The sequence below is a fragment of the Pseudomonas guangdongensis genome, from assembly GCF_900105885.1.
Lineage (GTDB): Bacteria > Pseudomonadota > Gammaproteobacteria > Pseudomonadales > Pseudomonadaceae > Geopseudomonas > Geopseudomonas guangdongensis.
On record NZ_LT629780.1, the window covers coordinates 2141123 to 2158426 of the forward strand.

At 72.2% G+C, this 17304-nt stretch carries 10 protein-coding genes and 1 tRNA gene; 5 read left to right on the top strand and 6 right to left on the bottom strand.

Features of this window, described 5'->3' with window-relative positions:
* Positions 1 to 2: 2 nt before the first annotated feature.
* The 3 genes from BLU22_RS10130 to BLU22_RS10140 all read right to left on the bottom strand — a co-directional run bounded on the left by BLU22_RS10130 (position 3) and on the right by BLU22_RS10140 (position 3050).
* Complete coding sequence (locus BLU22_RS10130) at positions 3 to 599, bottom strand: phosphoribosyltransferase family protein (RefSeq protein ID WP_090214114.1); 597 nt, start codon at positions 597 to 599, stop codon at positions 3 to 5.
* Positions 600 to 659: 60 nt separating this feature from the next.
* The gene (locus BLU22_RS10135) at positions 660 to 1382 is read right to left on the bottom strand and encodes an SIMPL domain-containing protein (RefSeq protein ID WP_090214116.1); all 723 of its coding nucleotides are present in this window, start codon (positions 1380 to 1382) and stop codon (positions 660 to 662) included.
* A gap of 105 nt (positions 1383 to 1487) precedes the next feature.
* A complete protein-coding gene (locus BLU22_RS10140; RefSeq protein WP_231975236.1) occupies positions 1488 to 3050 on the bottom strand; it encodes a L,D-transpeptidase family protein in 1563 nt (520 codons plus the stop codon).
* 237 nt (positions 3051 to 3287) lie between these two features.
* Here BLU22_RS10140 and BLU22_RS10145 point away from each other — a divergent pair, with 237 nt between their 5' ends.
* The gene (locus BLU22_RS10145; RefSeq protein WP_090214119.1) at positions 3288 to 4013 is read left to right on the top strand and encodes a murein L,D-transpeptidase catalytic domain family protein; all 726 of its coding nucleotides are present in this window, start codon (positions 3288 to 3290) and stop codon (positions 4011 to 4013) included.
* Between the two features lie 21 nt (positions 4014 to 4034).
* Here the strand turns inward: BLU22_RS10145 and BLU22_RS10150 are convergent, their stop codons facing one another.
* Positions 4035 to 4241, bottom strand: a complete 207-nt coding sequence (locus BLU22_RS10150; protein ID WP_090214121.1) for a DUF3565 domain-containing protein — start codon at positions 4239 to 4241, stop codon at positions 4035 to 4037.
* A gap of 95 nt (positions 4242 to 4336) precedes the next feature.
* On the opposite strand from BLU22_RS10150, the gene recC reads away from it, so the two are divergent.
* The 3 genes from recC to recD are packed head-to-tail and all read left to right on the top strand — an operon-like array spanning position 4337 to position 13517.
* The gene (recC, locus tag BLU22_RS10155) at positions 4337 to 7783 is read left to right on the top strand and encodes an exodeoxyribonuclease V subunit gamma (RefSeq protein ID WP_090214122.1); all 3447 of its coding nucleotides are present in this window, start codon (positions 4337 to 4339) and stop codon (positions 7781 to 7783) included.
* A complete protein-coding gene (gene recB / locus BLU22_RS10160; RefSeq protein WP_090214124.1) occupies positions 7780 to 11445 on the top strand; it encodes an exodeoxyribonuclease V subunit beta in 3666 nt (1221 codons plus the stop codon). The genes recC and recB overlap by 4 nt, the downstream gene beginning before the upstream one ends.
* Entirely contained in the window at positions 11442 to 13517 is a 2076-nt protein-coding gene (gene recD / locus BLU22_RS10165; RefSeq protein WP_090214126.1) for an exodeoxyribonuclease V subunit alpha, read from the top strand. Before recB ends, recD begins: the two co-directional genes overlap by 4 nt.
* A gap of 187 nt (positions 13518 to 13704) precedes the next feature.
* Here recD and BLU22_RS10170 read toward each other — a convergent pair.
* Positions 13705 to 13780: transfer RNA gene (locus tag BLU22_RS10170), tRNA-Asn, on the bottom strand.
* A gap of 70 nt (positions 13781 to 13850) precedes the next feature.
* A complete protein-coding gene (locus BLU22_RS10175; RefSeq protein WP_090214127.1) occupies positions 13851 to 15047 on the bottom strand; it encodes an amino acid aminotransferase in 1197 nt (398 codons plus the stop codon).
* 227 nt (positions 15048 to 15274) lie between these two features.
* On the opposite strand from BLU22_RS10175, the gene uvrB reads away from it, so the two are divergent.
* Positions 15275 to 17290: an excinuclease ABC subunit UvrB gene (gene uvrB / locus BLU22_RS10180; RefSeq protein ID WP_090214128.1), complete on the top strand. Its 2016-nt coding sequence runs from the start codon at positions 15275 to 15277 to the stop codon at positions 17288 to 17290.
* Positions 17291 to 17304: the final 14 nt, after the last annotated feature.

Here is a 17304-nt window from a genome sequence, read left to right on the forward strand (position 1 = left end):
GATTATACGGTGCGCGTCGCGGCTTTGCCGAGGTTCGCCGGCGCCGTCGGACGCAACAGTTCGATGCTCAGCTCGGCCTCGTAGGGCGGTACATGGCACTCGACCACATCCCCCGGCGCCACCTGCAGGTGCAGACCGACCACGTCGGCATGCACCGGCTGGCGACTGACGCGGCGGTTGACCAGCACCGCGGTGCGCAGCTCGGCGGCGCCCAGGCCGGCCAGCCAGGCGCAGGCGCGCAGCAGCGAATGGCCCTGGTAGAGCACGTCGTCGACCAGCAGCAGGCGGGTGCGCGGCAGGTCGAGGGCGGCCAGTTCGGGATTTTCGGTCAGCGCGGTGTGCGGGTGCAGCAGGCGCAGGTCGTCGGCGTAGCGCTGCAGGCGCAGCGGGTACAGCGGCCAGCGTGGCGCACCGCGGGCGACCAGGTGCTGGCGCAGGCGCTCGGCCAGCGGCATGCCGCGGCGCAGGATGCCGACCATCGCCACGTCGCGGCGCTCGCCGAGCAGGGCGGCGATGCGCGCGGCCATGTCGGCCAGCACGGGTTCGAGCTGGGCGGCGTTGTAGAGGCGAAAGCGCTCGCCGGCGGGATGATCGGTCATGGCGGCCTCGCGGGGCAGGGGCGACTGTCTACAGCGTAGCCAGTCGCCGGCGCCGGGCCATCAGTCGGAGAGGTAGTACTCGACGGTCGAGACCACCCGCACGCGCTTGATGTGCGGGTTGTTGGTGTCGCGCGGCTCGATGCTGAACTGGCCCTGGGAGGCCTTGCGGATCTTGCCCAGGCTGCTCTGCGAGTCGGCGGCGAACTTCTCCGCCACCTCGCGAGCCTGGCGGGTGGCCTCCTCGATCATCTGCGGCTTGACCGCGTTGAGGCGGGTGAACAGGTACTCGGGCGCGGCCTGGAAGTCGCCGCCGCCGAGGGCGATGCCCTGCTTGCCGAGTTCGCCCAGGTTGCCCATGGCCGCGCGCACCGGGTCGATCTGCGGCGAGTAGACGGTGACCGTCTGGGTGGCGGTGAAGCGGAAGGGCGCCTGGCCGGCGTCGCCGTAGCGCTGCGCCGACTTGTCGGTGATCTCCGGAGCCGAGACGCTGATTTCCGCCGGGTCGATGCCGTTCAGGGCGAGGAAGGCGCGCACCTTGCCGGTGCCGTCCTCGATCTGCGCGTAGAGGCCGGCCAGGTCGTTGTCGGCCACTGTGAACTGCACCGGCCAGATGACGATGTCGGCCGGGTACTCGTGTTCCGAGAGGCCCTTGACCGTGACGCTGCGCTCGAAGGCCTTGACCTGCACGGCGGCGCTGCCCAGCTGGTAGCCGAGGCCGGCGAGGCCGAAGAACAGTGCGGCGCCGAGCACCAGGGCGCCGGAGCGGTTGATGAGTGGGTTCATGTCTGCTGGCAGGCGGGCGGCCAAGGACGGCGCACCGCGCCCGCGTCCTCCCTGGTGGCGGTGGGTGTATGGATCGGACCGCGCGGCGCGGCGAAGGTTGCCGGCTCAGTGTGCCCCGGCGCGCTCCAGGGCCGCCAGCAGCGGGGCGTCGAGACGGTACAGGTCGGGGCGGTACAGCGCGCCCTCGGCATCGGTGGCGACGGTCCAGTAGGCCATCAGGATCGGCAGCGGGCGCGGCAGGTCGACGTTGCGCGTCTCGCCGCTGGCGAACCAGGCGTCGATGCGCGCGCGCCGCGCCGGGGTGGCGCCGTCGAGCAGCAGGTCCATCAGGCGTAGCGCGCCCTCGACCCGCACGCAGCCGGAGCTGAACACCCTGGGCAGCTTGTCGAACAGGTACTGGCTGGGGGTGTCGTGCAGGTAGACGGCGAACGGGTTGGGGAAGCGGATCGCCACCCGGCCGAGGGCGTTGTGGCGGCCGGGGTCCTGGCGCAGCAGCACGGCGCCGGGGTTGTTCCAGTCGATGCCCTGCGGGTCCAGTTCGTTGCCGGCGTAGTCGAGCACCCGCAGGTGGTTGCGCTGCAGGTAGCCGAGATCGCGGCGGATCTCCGGCAGCTTGTCCTGCTTGAGGATGGTCGGCGGCACCGTCCAGGTCGGATTGAGGGTCAGGTGGCTGATTCGCGACTTGAGCTGCGGCGTCGGCCGCTCGGCGCGGCCGACCTGGGTGCGCGACTGCCACTGGAGGGCGTCGTCGCGGTAGTAGCTCAGCTCGGCGCCGGCGATGTCGACCAGCAGCAGGTTCGGCTCCAGCTCACCGGCCAGCCAGCGCCAGCGTTCGAGGTTGACCCGCAGCTGGTCGCGGCGGGTCTGCGCCGGCACGTTCAGCTCGGCCAGGGTGGCCGGTCCGAGCACCCCGTCGGCCTGCACGTGGTGGCGCTGCTGGAAGCGGCGCAGCGCGGCGACCAGCGCCGCGCCGTAGTGCTCGTCGGCGGCCGCGGCCTCGGCTGCGGACAGGTAGCCCTCGGCGGCCAGCCGCTGCGCCAGTGCCGGCACCCGCGGGTCGCGCCGTTCGGGGCGCAGCAGCGCGCCGGCCGGCAGGCTCGTCCAGCTCGGCAGCGGCTGGCGGCGTTGCGCGGCGTAGACGCGGCGCAGCTCGCGGTATTGCGCCGCCGCCGGGCGCGCCTGCTCGAAGGTTGCCGGCAGGTCGTCGAGTCCGCGCAGGGCGACATCCGGGGCGAGCACCGAGGCGACCGGCGGCGGGGTGCTCTGGGCGTGCCACAGGGCTTCGCGCGCCTGCGCAGCGAGACGGCCGTGGCGCAGGTGCTGCAGGGCGAGCAGGTAGGCGTGGCTGGCCAGCGCCTCGCGGCAGGTCGGGGCGAGGTCGTCGGGCCGCGCCAGCGCCTGGCGGTGGTAGTGACCGGGGTCGAGGCCGTCGTCGGCCAGGGCGTCGAGCTGCTGGCGCAGCGCGGCCAGGCGCGTGGCGTCCCACAGCGGCGCGAAGTGCTGCATCTGGTAGAGCGCCTGCAACGCCGCGCGCATTGCGGCATCGGGCTCCTGTGCCGCGCAGCCCAGGCGCGGCTGCTGGAGCAGGCGCTGCAGGGCGTTCTCGGCGGTCGTCGGCGTTTCCGCCAGCGCGTTCGGCAACGGCCCGGCCAACAGCAGAATGGCCAACCAGCGTGTACATTTTCTAGACAAGCGTGCGACTCCAGTCCGTGGCATGGCTGTTAGAATGCCCGATCTTTGCGGGACCGGCATGCGCTTTGCGATGCGCCTGTCGGCCTCCCGCAGCGTCCGGGAAGACATTTCCACGACAGGGCGTCACCGGCAGGCAGTCCGCCGACTGGGGCATGCGCGCAGCGACGCGTCAGGCGCCGCGGGGCTGCCATACCCACAGAGGACACCTTTTTCATGACCAGACTGCTGCGCTCGTTCTGGCTGGCCGCCGGCCTTCTCGCGGCTTCCGTCCATGCCCCCCTGCAGGCCGCCGGCGTGGGCCAAGCGACCCTCTACGAACGTCTGGCCCGCGCCGCGCCGACCCTCGACCGCGAAGCCCTGCGCCACGCCCTGGCGGCCATGCAGTGCGCGGTCAACAACGGCGCCGAACCGGCCGAGCGCCTGGCGGTGATCGACTACTCGCTACCCTCCAGCGAGCAGCGCCTGTGGATCTTCGACCTGCGCCGTCAGCGCCTGCTGCTGCAGGACCTGGTCGCCCACGGCAAGGAGTCCGGCGAGCACCACGCCACCCGTTTCTCCAACGTCGAGGGCAGCCACCAGTCGAGCCTCGGACTGTTCCGCACCGAGGAAAGCTACATCGGCCAGCACGGCTATTCGCTGCGCATGGACGGCCTGGAGCCGGGGATCAACGACCGCGCCCGCGAGCGCGCCATCGTCATCCACGCCGCCGACTACGTCGACCCGGCCTGGGTCGAGAAGCACGGCCGCCTCGGCCGCAGCCTGGGCTGCCCGGCGGTGCGCCCGGAAGTGGCGCGCATGGTGGTCGACAGCCTCAAGGGCGGGCAGTTCATGTTCTCCTGGTACCCCGACCGGGAATGGCTGCAGTCCTCCGCCTACCTGAACTGCCAGCCGCAGCGGGTGGTCGGCGTGCTGGCCAGACGCAAGGGCTCGCAGAGCTGAAGCTGCGCCGCCCGCGCCTGCTCAGGGCCGGTCGGGCGGCGCGCCCTCGGCGCACTTGCGGCACTCCAGCGGGTGCCCGAGCATCTGCGCCCGGCCGTCCTCGCTCATCACCCACGGCCGGTTGAACCAGGGCGGCAGGTGGCGCACGTGCTGGTTGTGGCCGCAGGCCAGCTCGGCGACCCAGTGCCGTTCGTGATCGAGGTGGTAGCCGGTGATGGGTTGTCGCATGGCGGCAGATTAACCGCAGCGGCAAGGTTCCTGCGACACCGACGGTCGCACCCCAATGGCACAATGCGCGCTCTGTCGGCAGTGGGGAGCGTGTCATGCAGGACAACGAAGGGCTGACGCCCGGCTTCATGGTGGTGCACGGCAACCGCCTGGAGGAGCTGCGCGAGCTGGTGGTGGCGTGGATGCGCCGCCATCCGCTGGCGCCGCTTGAGAACGAGGTGGTGCTGGTGCAGAGCAACGGCATCGCCCAGTGGCTGAAGCTGGCGCTGGCCGAGCAGGACAGTTGCGGCATCGCCGCCGCCGTGCAGGTGGAGCTGCCGGGCAGTTTCCTTTGGCGCAGCTACCGCTCGGTGCTCGGCGGCGACAGCATTCCCCGCGAGTCGCCGCTGGACAAGGCGCCGCTGACCTGGCGGCTGATGCGCCTGCTGCCCGGCCTGCTCGCCGAGGAAGCCTTCGCGCCGCTGCGCCGCTTCCTCGAAGACGACAACGACCTGCGCAAGCGCCACCAGCTGGCCGAGCGCCTCGCCGACCTGTTCGACCAGTACCAGGTGTACCGCGCCGACTGGCTGGCCGACTGGGCCGAGGGCCGCGACCGGCTGCGCGACGCCCGCGGCCAGTTCCGCCTGCTGGACGAGGCGCTGCGCTGGCAGCCGGCGCTGTGGCGGGCGCTGCTCGCCGACGTCGGCGCGGCCGAGATGGCCGGCAGTCGCGCCGGGGTGCATCCGCGCTTCGTCGAGCGCTTGCGTCACGCCGAGTGCCGTCCGCACGGCCTGCCGCGGCGGATCATCGTGTTCGGCATCTCCTCGCTGCCGGCCCAGGCGGTCGAGGCGCTGGCCGCGCTGGCGCGCTTCAGCCAGGTGCTGCTGTGCGTGCACAACCCCTGCCGGCACCACTGGGGCGACATCGTTCCCGACCAGGACCTGCTGCGCCACCAGTACCGCCGCCACGGGCGCCGCGCCGGCATGGCGCCGGGGCTGTCCGCCGACGAGCTGCACCAGCACGCCCACCCGCTGCTGGCCGCCTGGGGCAAGCAGGGCCGCGACTACATCAACCTGCTCGACCAGCACGACGATCCCGACTACTACCGCCAGCGCTTCGACGCGATCGGCCAGCGCATCGACCTGTTCGGCAGCGCCGACACCGGCAGCCTGCTCGGCCAGTTGCAGGACGACATCCTCGACCTGCGCCCGCTGGCCGAAACCCGCGCCACCTGGGCGCCGCTCGACCCGGCCGCCGACCGCTCGCTGCGTTTCCACATCGCCCACAGCGCCCAGCGCGAGGTGGAGATCCTCCACGACCAGCTGCTGGAACGCTTCTCCGCCGATCCGACCCTGCGCCCGCGGGAGATCATCGTCATGGTCCCCGACGTCAACGCCTACGCGCCGCACATCCAGGCGGTGTTCGGCCAGTACGCCCAGGACGATCCGCGTTTCATCCCCTTCACCCTGGCCGACCAGGGCCAGCGTGGCTGCGAGCCGCTGCTGATCGCCGTCGAGCACCTGCTCAAGCTGCCGGAAGGGCGGCTGACCGTCGGCGAGGTGCTCGACCTGCTCGACGTGCCGGCGCTGCGCGCGCGCTTCGGCATCGACGAGGGCGAACTGCCGACCCTGCACCGCTGGATCGAGGGTGCCGGCATCCGCTGGGGCCTGGACGCCGAGCGCCGCGCCGCGCTCGGCCTGCCGCAGGGCCTGGAGCAGAACACCTGGCGCTTCGGCCTGCGCCGCATGCTGCTCGGCTACGCGGTGGGACGCGGCGCGGCGCTCGGCGAGATCGAGCCGTTCGACGAGATCGGCGGCCTCGACGCCGCGCTGATCGGCCCGCTGGTCAGGCTGCTCGATGCCCTCGACACGCTGCACCGGCGCCTCGACGGCAAGGCCGCGCCGGCCCGCTGGGGAGAGATCCTGCGTGCCCTGCTGGCGGAGTTCTTCGTTGCCCAGAACGAGCGCGACGAGACCCTGCTCGGCCAGCTGGAGACGGCGCTGGACGACTGGCTGGCGCTGTGCGCCGGCGTCGCCCTGGAAGAGTCGCTACCGCTCAGCGTGGTGCGCGAGGCCTGGCTCGGCGCGCTGGACCAGGGCCGTCTCAGCCAGCGCTTCCTCGCCGGCGCGGTGAACTTCTGCACCCTGATGCCGATGCGCGCCATCCCGTTCCGCCAGGTCTGCCTGCTCGGCATGCACGACGGCGACTACCCGCGCAGCGTGACGCCGCTGGACTTCGACCTGATGGCCGGCGACTACCGCCCCGGCGACCGCTCGCGCCGCGAGGACGACCGCTACCTGCTGCTCGAAGCCCTGCTCGCCGCCCGCGAGCAGCTCTACATCAGCTGGGTGGGGCGCAGCATCCGCGACAACGGCGAGCGCCCGGCCTCGGTGCTGGTCGGCCAGTTGCGCGATCACCTGAGCGCCGGCTGGACGCTGGCCGACGGCGGCGACCTGCTGGCGGCGCTGACCACCGAGCACCCGCTGCAGCCGTTCAGCCGCGCCTACTTCGGCGGCGGCGACCCGGCGCTGTTCAGCTACGCCCACGAATGGGCCGAGCTGCACCGCGCCGCTGGCGAGGACGCGCCCGCCCGCACACTGCCGCCGTTCGACGCCGACGCGCCGCTCGGCCTGGAAACCCTGCAGGGCTTTTTGCGCGACCCGGTCAAGCACTTCTTCACCCAGCGCCTCAAGGTGCATCTCGACGAGGCGGCGCAGGCGCAGCTCGACGAGGAACCCTTCGGCCTCGACGGCTTGCAGCTCCACCAGTTGCGTCAGGAGCTGCTCGGCGCCGCCACTCTGGCGCTGGACGCCGGCGCGGCGGTCGAGCCGGCGCTGCAGGACGCCGCCGCTCGTCTGCAGCGCAGCGGCCGGCTGCCCCTGGCCGGCTTCGGCGCGCGGCTGCGCGAGGCCGTGCTGGCGCCGCTGCCGGCGCAGGTGCAGCGTTTCGCGGCGCTCTGCGCGCTGTGGCCGGAGCGCCTGGAATCGCCCCGGCCGCTGCGCTTCGCCCATGCCGGCGTCGCGCTGGACGGCTGGCTCGGCGGCCTGCGCCATGGCGGCGCGGACGACGCGCTGGCGCGCATCGAGCTGCAGCCCGGCGCGCTGAAGAAGGGCAAGGGCTGGAAGTGGCACCGCCTGCTGCGCCCGTGGGTGGCCCATGTCGCCGCCGCAGCCTGCGGGCTGCATCTGACCAGCCTGCTGGTCGGCGAGGACGTCGCGCTGCGCTTCGCCCCCGTCGATGCCGAGCGGGCTCAAGGCATCCTGCGTCTCTGGCTGGAAGGCTACGTCGCCGGGCTGAACGCGCCGTTGCCGGTGGCGCTGGACACCGCCATCGCCTGGCTGTCGGCCGAGGACGAGGAGAAGGCGGCCAGGGCGGCCTGCGAAACCTACGAGGGCGGCTACCAGCGCAGCGGCGAGGTCGAGAAGAGCGCCAGCCTGGCCCGCCAGTACCCCGACTTCGCCGCGCTCGCCGCCGACGGCGACTTCCCGGCCTGGAGCCAGGACCTCTACCAGGCGCTGCTCAAGGCAGACATCGAAGAACTCAAGGAGGGGGCCGACGCATGAGCCCGATCACCCACGACCAGCGCCCGCTGGCGCTGCGTTTCCCGTTGCGCGGCAGCCGGCTGATCGAGGCCAGCGCCGGCACCGGCAAGACCTTCACCATCTCCGCGCTGTACCTGCGTCTGGTGCTCGGCCACGGCGAGGGCGCAACCGGCTTCGGTCGCGAGCTGCTGCCGCCGGAAATCCTCGTGGTGACCTTCACCGACGCCGCCACCCGCGAGCTGCGCGAGCGCATCCGCGCCCGCCTGGTGCAGGCCGCCCGGGTGTTCCGCGCCGAGGAGGCCGGCGACGACCTGCTGCAGCAGCTGCGCGGCGACTTCATGCCCGAGCGGTGGCCGGCCTGCGCGCGGCGCTTGGACATCGCCGCGCAGTGGATGGACGAGGCGGCGGTGTCGACCATCCACGGCTGGTGCCAGCGCATGCTGCGCGAGCACGCCTTCGACAGCGGCAGCCTGTTCGAGCAGCGCCTGGAGACCGATCACGGCGAGCTGCTCGCCGAAGTGGCGCGCGACTACTGGCGCCAGCAGTGCTACCCGCTGGACGGTGCGGCGCTGGACTGGGTGATCGCGCACTGGCAGCACCCGGACAGCCTGCCGGGCCGCGTGCGGCCGCTGCTCGGCGAGGCCGCCGAGCCTTGCGGCACGCCCCTCGGCAGGCTGCTCGACGCTGCGCTGGCCGAGCAGGCACGCGAGCTGGCCGCGCTCAAGGCGCCCTGGCCGGCGTGGGCCGACGAGCTGGAGCGGCTGCTGGACGCGGCCGTGGCGGGCAAGTGCGTGGACGGACGCAAGATCCAGGCCCGTTATTACCAGCCCTGGTTCGCCCGCCTGCGCGAGTGGGCGGGTGGCGCGGCGACGGAGCTGGACCTGGGCGCCGGCTTCGCCCGTCTGACTCCGGACGGCCTGGCCGAGGCCTGGAAGAAGGGCAGCACCCCCGACCACCCGGCGCTGCCGGCCATGGCCGCGCTGCCGGCGCGCCTCGCCGCCCTGCGCGGCCCCGCCGAGGCCGCCCAGCGCCACGCCGCCGCCTGGATCGGCCAGCGCTTCGAGGCGGAAAAACGCCGCCGCGCCGAGATGGGCTTCGACGACATGCTCGCCCGCCTCGACGCCGCCCTGCGCGGCGACAGCGGCGCGCGGCTGGCCGCGGTGATCCGCCAGCAGTTTCCGGTGGCGCTGATCGACGAATTCCAGGACACCGACCCGCTGCAGTACCGGATCTTCGACGCCATCTACCGCGTCGAGAGCGACGATCAGGCCACCGGACTGTTCCTGATCGGCGATCCCAAGCAGGCGATCTACGCCTTCCGCGGCGCCGATATCCACACCTACCTGCACGCCCGCCGCGCCACCGCGGGCCGCCACGAGAACCTGGACACCAACTTCCGCTCCAGCCAGGCGCTGGTCGCCGCGGTCAACCGGGTGTTCGCGCTGGCCGAGCGGCGCGAGGCCGGGCAGGGCGCCTTCCTGTTCCGCGAGGGCGATGACAACCCGCTGCCGTTCCTCGCGGTGCGTGCCCACGGCCGCGCGGAGGTCTGGCAGGTGGCGGGCGAGACGCCGCCGGCGCTGAACTTCTGGCACCTGGCCGGCGCCGAGCCACTATCCGCCGGCGCCTATCGCAGCGAGATGGCGGCGCGCGCGGCCAGCGAGATCGTTCGCCTGCTGCGCCTCGGCCAGCAGGGCCGCGCCGGCTTCGCCAAGGCGGACGCTTTCGCCGCGCTGCAGCCCAGCGACATCGCCGTGCTGGTGCGCGACCGCAAGGAAGCCGAGGCGATCCGCAGCCAGCTGGCGCGGCGCGGGGTGCGCAGCGTCTACCTGTCCGACAAGGATTCGGTGTTCGCCAGCCAGGAGGCCCGCGACCTGCTGCTGTGGCTGCGCGCCTGCGCCGAGCCGGACCTCGACCGTCCGCTGCGCGCCGCACTGGCCAGCCGCACCCTGGGCCTGGAGCTGGCCGAGCTGGAGCAGCTCAACCAGGACGAGCGCCACTGGGAGCGGCGGGTCATGCAGTTTCGCGGCTACCGCCAGCGCTGGCAGCGCCAGGGCGTGCTGCCGCTGCTGCACCGGCTGCTCCACGACTTCGCCCTGCCGCAGCGGCTGATGGCGCGCGCCGACGGCGAGCGCGCGCTGACCAACCTGCTGCACCTGGCCGAGCTGCTGCAGCAGGCGGCCGCCGAGCTGGACGGCGAGCAGGCGCTGATCCGCCACCTGGCCGAGCTGCTGGCCGGCGCGCCGCAGGGCGCCGACGAGCAGGTGCTGCGCCTGGAAAGCGACGCCGCGCTGGTGCGGGTGGTGACCATCCACAAGTCCAAGGGGCTCGAATACCCGCTGGTGTTCCTGCCGTTCATCTGCGCCTTCCGCCCGGTCGACGGCGGCCAGCCGCTGCAGGTTCACGACGGCGAGCGCCGCCGCCTGGTGCTGCAGCCGGACCAGGCGACCATCGAGCGGGCCGAGCGCGAGCGCCTCGGCGAGGACCTGCGCCTGCTCTACGTGGCGCTGACCCGCGCCCGCCACGCCTGCTGGCTGGGCGTCGCCGACCTCAAGGACGGTCGCGCCAACACGTCCGGACTGCACCGCGCGGCGCTCGGCTACCTGCTCGGCGGCGGTACGCCGCTGCCGGACACTGCCGCGCTGGCGCAGTGGCTGGCGCCCCTGGCGGTGGCCGGGGAGAGCGCCGTGCTGGCGGCGCCCGAGGTCGACGCCGCGCAGTTTGTCGAGCCGTCGTCGGCGGCGGCCGAACTGCGCTGGCGGGTGCCGCAGCGCAAGGCCGCCGAGCACTGGTGGATCGCCTCCTACAGCGCCCTGCGGCTCGGTGAGGTCGAGGCGCCGCCGAGCCGCTTCGAGGACGCCGCGCCGGACAGTCCGGCGGCGCAGAAGGCCGCCGACGACGAGCGCGAGAGCGTCGCCGTGGCGCTCGGCGCGCGCGAGGCGCCGAGCCTGCACCGCTTCCCCCGTGGCCCCAATCCCGGCACCTTCCTCCACGGCCTGCTGGAACTGGCCGGCCGCGAGGGCTTCGCCGCGCTGGCCGCCGAGCCTGAGCGGCTGCGCGAGCAGATCGCCCGGCGCTGCCAGCTGCGCGGCCTGACCGCCTGGGTCGAGCCGCTCGCCGACTGGCTGCTCGACCTGGTCCGGCGCCCGCTGGCGCTCGGCGAGGGCGGCGCGGTGGCGCTGGCGCAACTGGCCAGCTACCAGCCGGAGCTGGAGTTCTGGTTCGAGGCGCGCCATGTCGACGTGCGCCGCCTCGACGCCCTGGTGCAGGAGTACGTGCTGCCCGGCATGGCGCGTCCGGCGCTGAGCCGCGACACCCTCAACGGCATGTTCAAGGGCTTCATCGACCTGGCCTTCGAGCACGACGGCCGCTACTACGTGGTCGATTACAAGTCCAACTGGCTGGGCGAGGACGACGCCGCCTACACGGCGGAGGCCATGCAGCGCGCGGTGGCCGCGCAGCGCTACGACCTGCAGTACGTGCTCTACCTGCTGGCCCTGCACCGCCAGTTGCAGGTGCGCCTGAGCGACTACGACTACGACCGCCACATGGGCGGCGCGCTCTACCTGTTCCTGCGCGGCAGCCGCGCGGACGGGCAGGGCATCCACCACGCCCGCCCGCCGCGGGTGCTGATCGAGGCGCTGGATGCGCTGTTCAAGGGCCAGTCCGTGGAGATCCCGGCATGAGCGAAACCCTGTCCTTCGACCTCGCGCCGGCTGGCGCCCTGCACGACGGCGCCGCGCTGCTGCAGCTCCTCGGCACCTGGGTGGAGCGCGGCTGGCTGCGCGAGCTGGACCGCGCCCTGGCGGCGTTCTTCGCCGAACTGGAGCCGGCCAGCCCGCCGCTGGCGCTGCTCGCCGCCGCGCTGGCCAGCCACCAGCTCGGCCACGGCCACGTCTGCCTGGACCTGGCCGCCACCCTGGCCAGCCCGGACTTCGCCCTGTCGCTGCCGCCCGAGGGCGAGGACGCGGCGCGGGCGACCCTGCTGCCCTCCCAGGTGCTCGCCGGACTGGGCGTGGCCGACTGGCTGACGGCGCTGCGCGCCAGCGCCCTGGTGGCGGTCGACGGTGCGGACGAGGCCGCGCCGCTGGTGCTGCACGGCGAGCGCCTCTACCTGCGCCGCTACTGGAGCTACGAACAGGCGGTGGCCGCCGCCTTGGCGGCGCGCCTGGACGATGCGCCGGCGCTGCCGGGCGATCTCGCCGCGCGCCTGGCCCGGCTGTTCCCCGAGCCGCTGCGGGTCGACGGCGAGCGCCAGACCGACTGGCAGAAGCTCGCCTGCGCGCTGGCCGCGCGCGGCAGCTTCGCGCTGCTCACCGGCGGCCCCGGCACCGGCAAGACCACCACGGTGGTGCGCCTCTTGGCGCTCTTGCAGGAGCCGGCGCTGGCCGCCGGCCAGCCGCTGCGCATCCGCCTGGCGGCGCCCACCGGCAAGGCCGCCGCGCGGCTCACCGAGTCGATCGGCGCCCAGGTCGCCTCGTTGCCGGTCGAGGCGCACGTGCGCGCGCAGATACCCAGCGAGGTCGCCACCCTGCACCGCCTGCTCGGCAGCCGGCCGGACAGCCGGCACTTCCGCCACCACGCCGGCAACCCGCTGCCGCTCGACGTGCTGGTGGTCGACGAGGCCTCGATGATCGATCTGGAGATGATGGCCTGCCTGCTCGACGCGCTGCCGCGCCACGCCCGGCTGGTGCTGCTCGGCGACAAGGACCAGCTCGCCTCGGTGGAGGCCGGCGCGCTGCTCGGCGACCTGTGCCGCGACGCCGAAGGCGGTTTCTATGCGCCCGCGACCCGCGCCTGGCTGGAGGAGGTCGGCGGCGAGACGCTGGCCGATCCGGCGCTGCAGGACGGTGCGGCGGACAGTCGCCCGCTGGCCCAGCGCACCGTGATGCTGCGCCACTCGCGGCGCTTCGCCGGCGGCTCGGGGATCGGCCGTCTGGCCCGCGCGGTCAACGGCTGCGATCCGGCCGCGGCGCGGGCGATCCTCGCCGAAGGCCGTGACGATCTGCACCTGCTGGCCCTGCGCGGCGAGCAGGACGCCGCGCTGGAGCGCCTGCTGCTCGACGGCCGGCCGGCGCAGGGCGGGCAACGGCCGCAAGGCTACGCCCACTACCTGAATGTGCTGCACGCCGGTCGCCCGCCGGCCGACACTCCGGCGGACGCCATGGCCTGGACGGACTGGGCGCGGCAGGTGCTCGCTGCCTTCGACGACTTCCAGCTGCTCTGCGCGGTGCGCAAGGGGCCGTGGGGCGTCGAGGGCCTCAACCCGCGCATCGCCGCCGCCCTGCAGCGGCGCGGCCTGCTGGAGAGCGACCAGGGCTGGTACGAGGGGCGTCCGGTGCTGGTCACCCGCAACGACTACAGCCTGGGGCTGATGAACGGCGACATCGGCATCGCCCTGCGCCTGCCCGAGCCCGCCGAACGGCCGGGCGAGGCGCCGCGCAGCGTGCTGCGCGTGGTGTTCCCGCGCAACGACGGCTCGGGCGCGCTGCGTTACATCCTGCCCAGCCGGCTGAGCGCGGTGGAGACGGTGTTCGCCATGACCGTGCACAAGTCCCAGGGCTCGGAGTTCGCCCACACCGCGCTGATCCTCCCCGACACCCTCAACCCGGTGCTGACCAAGGAGCTGGTCTACACCGCCGTCACCCGCGCCCGGAACTGGTTCAGCCTGATCGAGAGCCGCTCGGGGGTGTTCGACGAGGCCGTCAGGCGACGGGTGCAGCGGCGCAGCGGGCTGGTGGAGGCGCTGGGGGGCTAGGGCCGGCGCGTCTGTCCTGTCGAATAAGGGAGTCCGCCCCCTGGCCGGTATCGGGCGGGGGGCGTTTTGCTGAGCCTTGGCGCGTTGCCCGCAATGCGGCGGGAGCGCTGTCGGGTAGGGGCGGGCGGCAGGGCGCTCTGGGCAGGCAATAAAAAAGCCCCAGACTTGCGTCTGGGGCTTTGCTATCTGGCTCCGCGACCTGGACTCGAACCAGGGACCCAATGATTAACAGTCATTTGCTCTACCGACTGAGCTATCGCGGAACAACGGTGCGCATCTTACTGATTCCTAAGGTGAAGTCAACACCCTGCGATGTCGGCTGCGCCTGCCGGATCAGAGCACCTCGACGATGGCGCGGCTGACCACTTCGAGGTTCTTGCTGTTCAGCGCGGCGACGCAGATGCGCCCGGTGCCGACGGCGTAGATGCCGAACTCGTTCTTCAGGCGCTCGACCTGATCGCCGGTCAGGCCGGAGTAGGAGAACATGCCGCGCTGGGCGTTGACGAAGGAGAAGTCGCGCTTGGCGCCGAGGGCGGCGAGCTGCTCGACCATGCCGTTGCGCAGCTGCTTGATGCGCTGGCGCATCTCGCCCAGTTCCTCTTCCCACAGGGCGCGCAGCTCGGGGCTGTTGAGCACCGCGGCGACCACGCTGGCGCCGTGGGTTGGCGGGTTGGAGTAGTTGGTGCGGATCACGCGCTTGACCTGCGACAGCACGCGGCCGGCTTCCTCCTTCGACGCGGTGACGATGGACAGCGCGCCGACGCGCTCGCCGTACAGCGAGAACGACTTGGAGAAGGAGCTGGAGACGAAGAACTGCAGGCCGGAGTCGGCGAACAGGCGCACCGCCTCGGCGTCCTCGACGATACCGTCGCCGAAGCCCTGGTAGGCGATGTCGAGGAACGGCACGTGGTCGCGCTCGCGGACCACCTCCAGCACCTGCTGCCAGTCGGCGCTGGACAGGTCGACGCCGGTCGGGTTGTGGCAGCAGGCGTGCAGCACGACGATGGAGCGGGCCGGCAGGGCGCGCAGGTCGGCGAGCATGCCGGCCAGGTTCAGGCCCTGGGTGGCGGCGTCGTAGTAGCTGTAGTTCTCGACCTGGAAGCCGGCGGATTCGAACAGGGCGCGGTGGTTTTCCCAGCTCGGGTTGCTGATCGCCACCACGGCGTCGGGCAGCAGGCGCTTGAGGAAGTCGGCGCCGGTCTTCAGCGCGCCGGTGCCGCCGAGCGACTGGGTGGTGACCACGCGGCCTTCGGCCAGCAGCGGCGAGTCCTCGCCGAACAGCAGCTTCTGCACGGCGCTGTCGTAGGCGGCGATGCCTTCGATCGGCAGGTAGCCGCGCGGTGCGCGGGCTTCCAGACGGGCCTTCTCGGCCTCGACCACGGCGCGCAGCAGCGGAATGCGGCCTTCCTCGGTGAAGTACACGCCAACGCCCAGGTTGACCTTGTTCGGACGGGGATCGGCGTTGAAGGCTTCGTTGAGGCCCAGGATCGGATCGCGGGGCGCCATTTCGACGGCGGAGAACAGGCTCATGTTCGGCAGCTCGGAGAATGAGGGGGTGGGAGCGATGCAACGCCCTGCTGCCACTGGCGCTAGGGGGTTGCGCGGACGGGGCGATATTATAGACAGCCCCGTCCCGGCGCGGCGATACGCGCAGGGGACGAAATTGGCATTCGTGCGACCGGGCATCCGGTGCCGGGCGGCAGCCTGTGCCGCCGTTGCCCCGCCGGCTGATCCCGCCTCGCGAACGAGGGAGTTCCATGTCCGCATTCAAGCTCGTCACCCGCTTCAAGCCCGCCGGCGACCAGCCGGAGGCGATCCGCCAGATGGTCGAGGGCCTGGAGGCCGGGCTGTCGCACCAGACCCTGCTCGGCGTGACCGGCTCGGGCAAGACCTTCAGCATCGCCAACGTGATCGCCAGGGTGCAGCGCCCGACGCTGATCCTCGCGCCGAACAAGACCCTGGCGGCGCAGCTGTACGGCGAATTCCGCAGCTTCTTCCCCGACAACGCGGTGGAGTACTTCGTCTCCTACTACGACTACTACCAGCCCGAAGCCTACGTGCCGTCCTCGGATACCTACATCGAGAAGGACGCCTCGATCAACGACCACATCGAGCAGATGCGCCTGTCGGCGACCAAGGCGCTGCTGGAGCGACCGGACGCGATCATCGTCGCCACGGTGTCGTCGATCTATGGCCTGGGCGATCCCGAGTCGTACCTGAAGATGGTCCTGCATGTGGATCGCGGCGACCGGCTCGACCAGCGCGAACTGCTGCGCCGGCTGGCCGAACTGCAGTACACCCGCAACGATGTCGACTTCGCCCGCGCCACCTTCCGCGTGCGCGGCGACGTGATCGACATCTATCCGGCCGAGTCCGAACTGGAAGCGATCCGCATCGAGCTGTTCGACGACGAGGTGGAGAGTCTGGCGGCCTTCGATCCGCTGACCGGCGAGGTGATCAAGAAGCTGCCGCGCTTCACCTTCTATCCCAAGAGCCACTACGTCACCCCGCGCGAGACGCTGCTGGAGGCGGTGGAGCAGATCAAGGTCGAGCTGCAGCAGCGCCTGGAGTACCTGCGCGGCGCGGGCAAGCTGGTCGAGGCGCAGCGCCTGGAGCAGCGCACCCGCTTCGACATCGAGATGATCCTCGAACTGGGCTACTGCAACGGCATCGAGAACTACTCCCGCTACCTGTCCGGCCGCACGCCGGGCGAGGCGCCGCCGACCCTCTACGACTACCTGCCGGACAACGCGCTGCTGGTGATCGACGAGTCCCACGTCAGCGTTCCGCAGGTCGGCGCCATGTACAAGGGCGACCGCTCGCGCAAGGAAACCCTGGTGGAGTACGGCTTCCGTCTGCCCTCGGCGCTGGACAACCGGCCGATGAAGTTCGAGGAATGGGAGGCGGCCAGCCCGCAGACCATCTTCGTCTCCGCCACCCCCGGCCCCTACGAGGCCGAGCACGCCGGACGGGTGATCGAGCAGGTGGTGCGCCCCACCGGGCTGGTCGACCCGCAGATCGAGGTGCGCCCGGCGACCACCCAGGTCGACGACCTGCTCTCGGAGATCCACCAGTGCGTGGCTGCCGGCGAGCGGGTGCTGGTCACCACCCTGACCAAGCGCATGGCCGAGGACCTCACCGACTACCTGGGCGACCACGACGTGCGGGTGCGCTACCTGCACTCGGACATCGACACCGTCGAGCGCGTGGAGATCATCCGCGACCTGCGCAGCGGCGCCTTCGACGTGCTGGTCGGCATCAACCTGCTGCGCGAGGGGCTGGACATGCCCGAGGTGGCGCTGGTGGCGATCCTCGACGCCGACAAGGAAGGCTTCCTGCGCAGCGAGCGCTCGCTGATCCAGACCATCGGCCGCGCCGCGCGCAACCTCAAGGGCCGGGCGATCCTCTACGCCGACCAGATGACCGGCTCGATGCAGCGCGCCATCGACGAGACCGAACGGCGCCGCGCCAAGCAGATCGCCTTCAACGAGCAGCACGGCATCGTCCCGCAGGGCGTCAAGAAGGACGTGCAGGACATCCTCGAAGGCGCCGTGGTGCCCGGCTCGCGCAGCCGCAAGCGCGGCGCTGCGGCCAAGGCGGCGGAGGAGAACGCGCGCTACGAGGCGCAGCTCAACTCGCCCAGCGAGATCACCAAGCGCATCCGCCAGCTGGAAGAGAAGATGTTCGAGCTGGCCCGCGATCTGGAGTTCGAGGCCGCCGCGCAGCTGCGCGACGAGATCCAGAAGCTGCGCGAGCGGTTGCTGGCGTTGTAGAGGCCGGATGGGTG

Excerpts from the sequence above, each read along its gene's own strand:
- recB (WP_090214124.1), top strand. The coding sequence starts at position 7,780 with ATGAGCCCGATCACCCACGACCAGCGCCCGCTGGCGCTGCGTTTCCCG.
- BLU22_RS10145 (WP_090214119.1), top strand. The coding sequence starts at position 3,288 with ATGACCAGACTGCTGCGCTCGTTCTGGCTGGCCGCCGGCCTTCTCGCG.
- BLU22_RS10130 (WP_090214114.1), bottom strand. The coding sequence starts at position 599 with ATGACCGATCATCCCGCCGGCGAGCGCTTTCGCCTCTACAACGCCGCC.
- BLU22_RS10135 (WP_090214116.1), bottom strand. The coding sequence starts at position 1,382 with ATGAACCCACTCATCAACCGCTCCGGCGCCCTGGTGCTCGGCGCCGCA.
- uvrB (WP_090214128.1), top strand. The coding sequence starts at position 15,275 with ATGTCCGCATTCAAGCTCGTCACCCGCTTCAAGCCCGCCGGCGACCAG.
- recC (WP_090214122.1), top strand. The coding sequence starts at position 4,337 with ATGCAGGACAACGAAGGGCTGACGCCCGGCTTCATGGTGGTGCACGGC.
- BLU22_RS10175 (WP_090214127.1), bottom strand. The coding sequence starts at position 15,047 with ATGAGCCTGTTCTCCGCCGTCGAAATGGCGCCCCGCGATCCGATCCTG.
- recD (WP_090214126.1), top strand. The coding sequence starts at position 11,442 with ATGAGCGAAACCCTGTCCTTCGACCTCGCGCCGGCTGGCGCCCTGCAC.
- BLU22_RS10150 (WP_090214121.1), bottom strand. The coding sequence starts at position 4,241 with ATGCGACAACCCATCACCGGCTACCACCTCGATCACGAACGGCACTGG.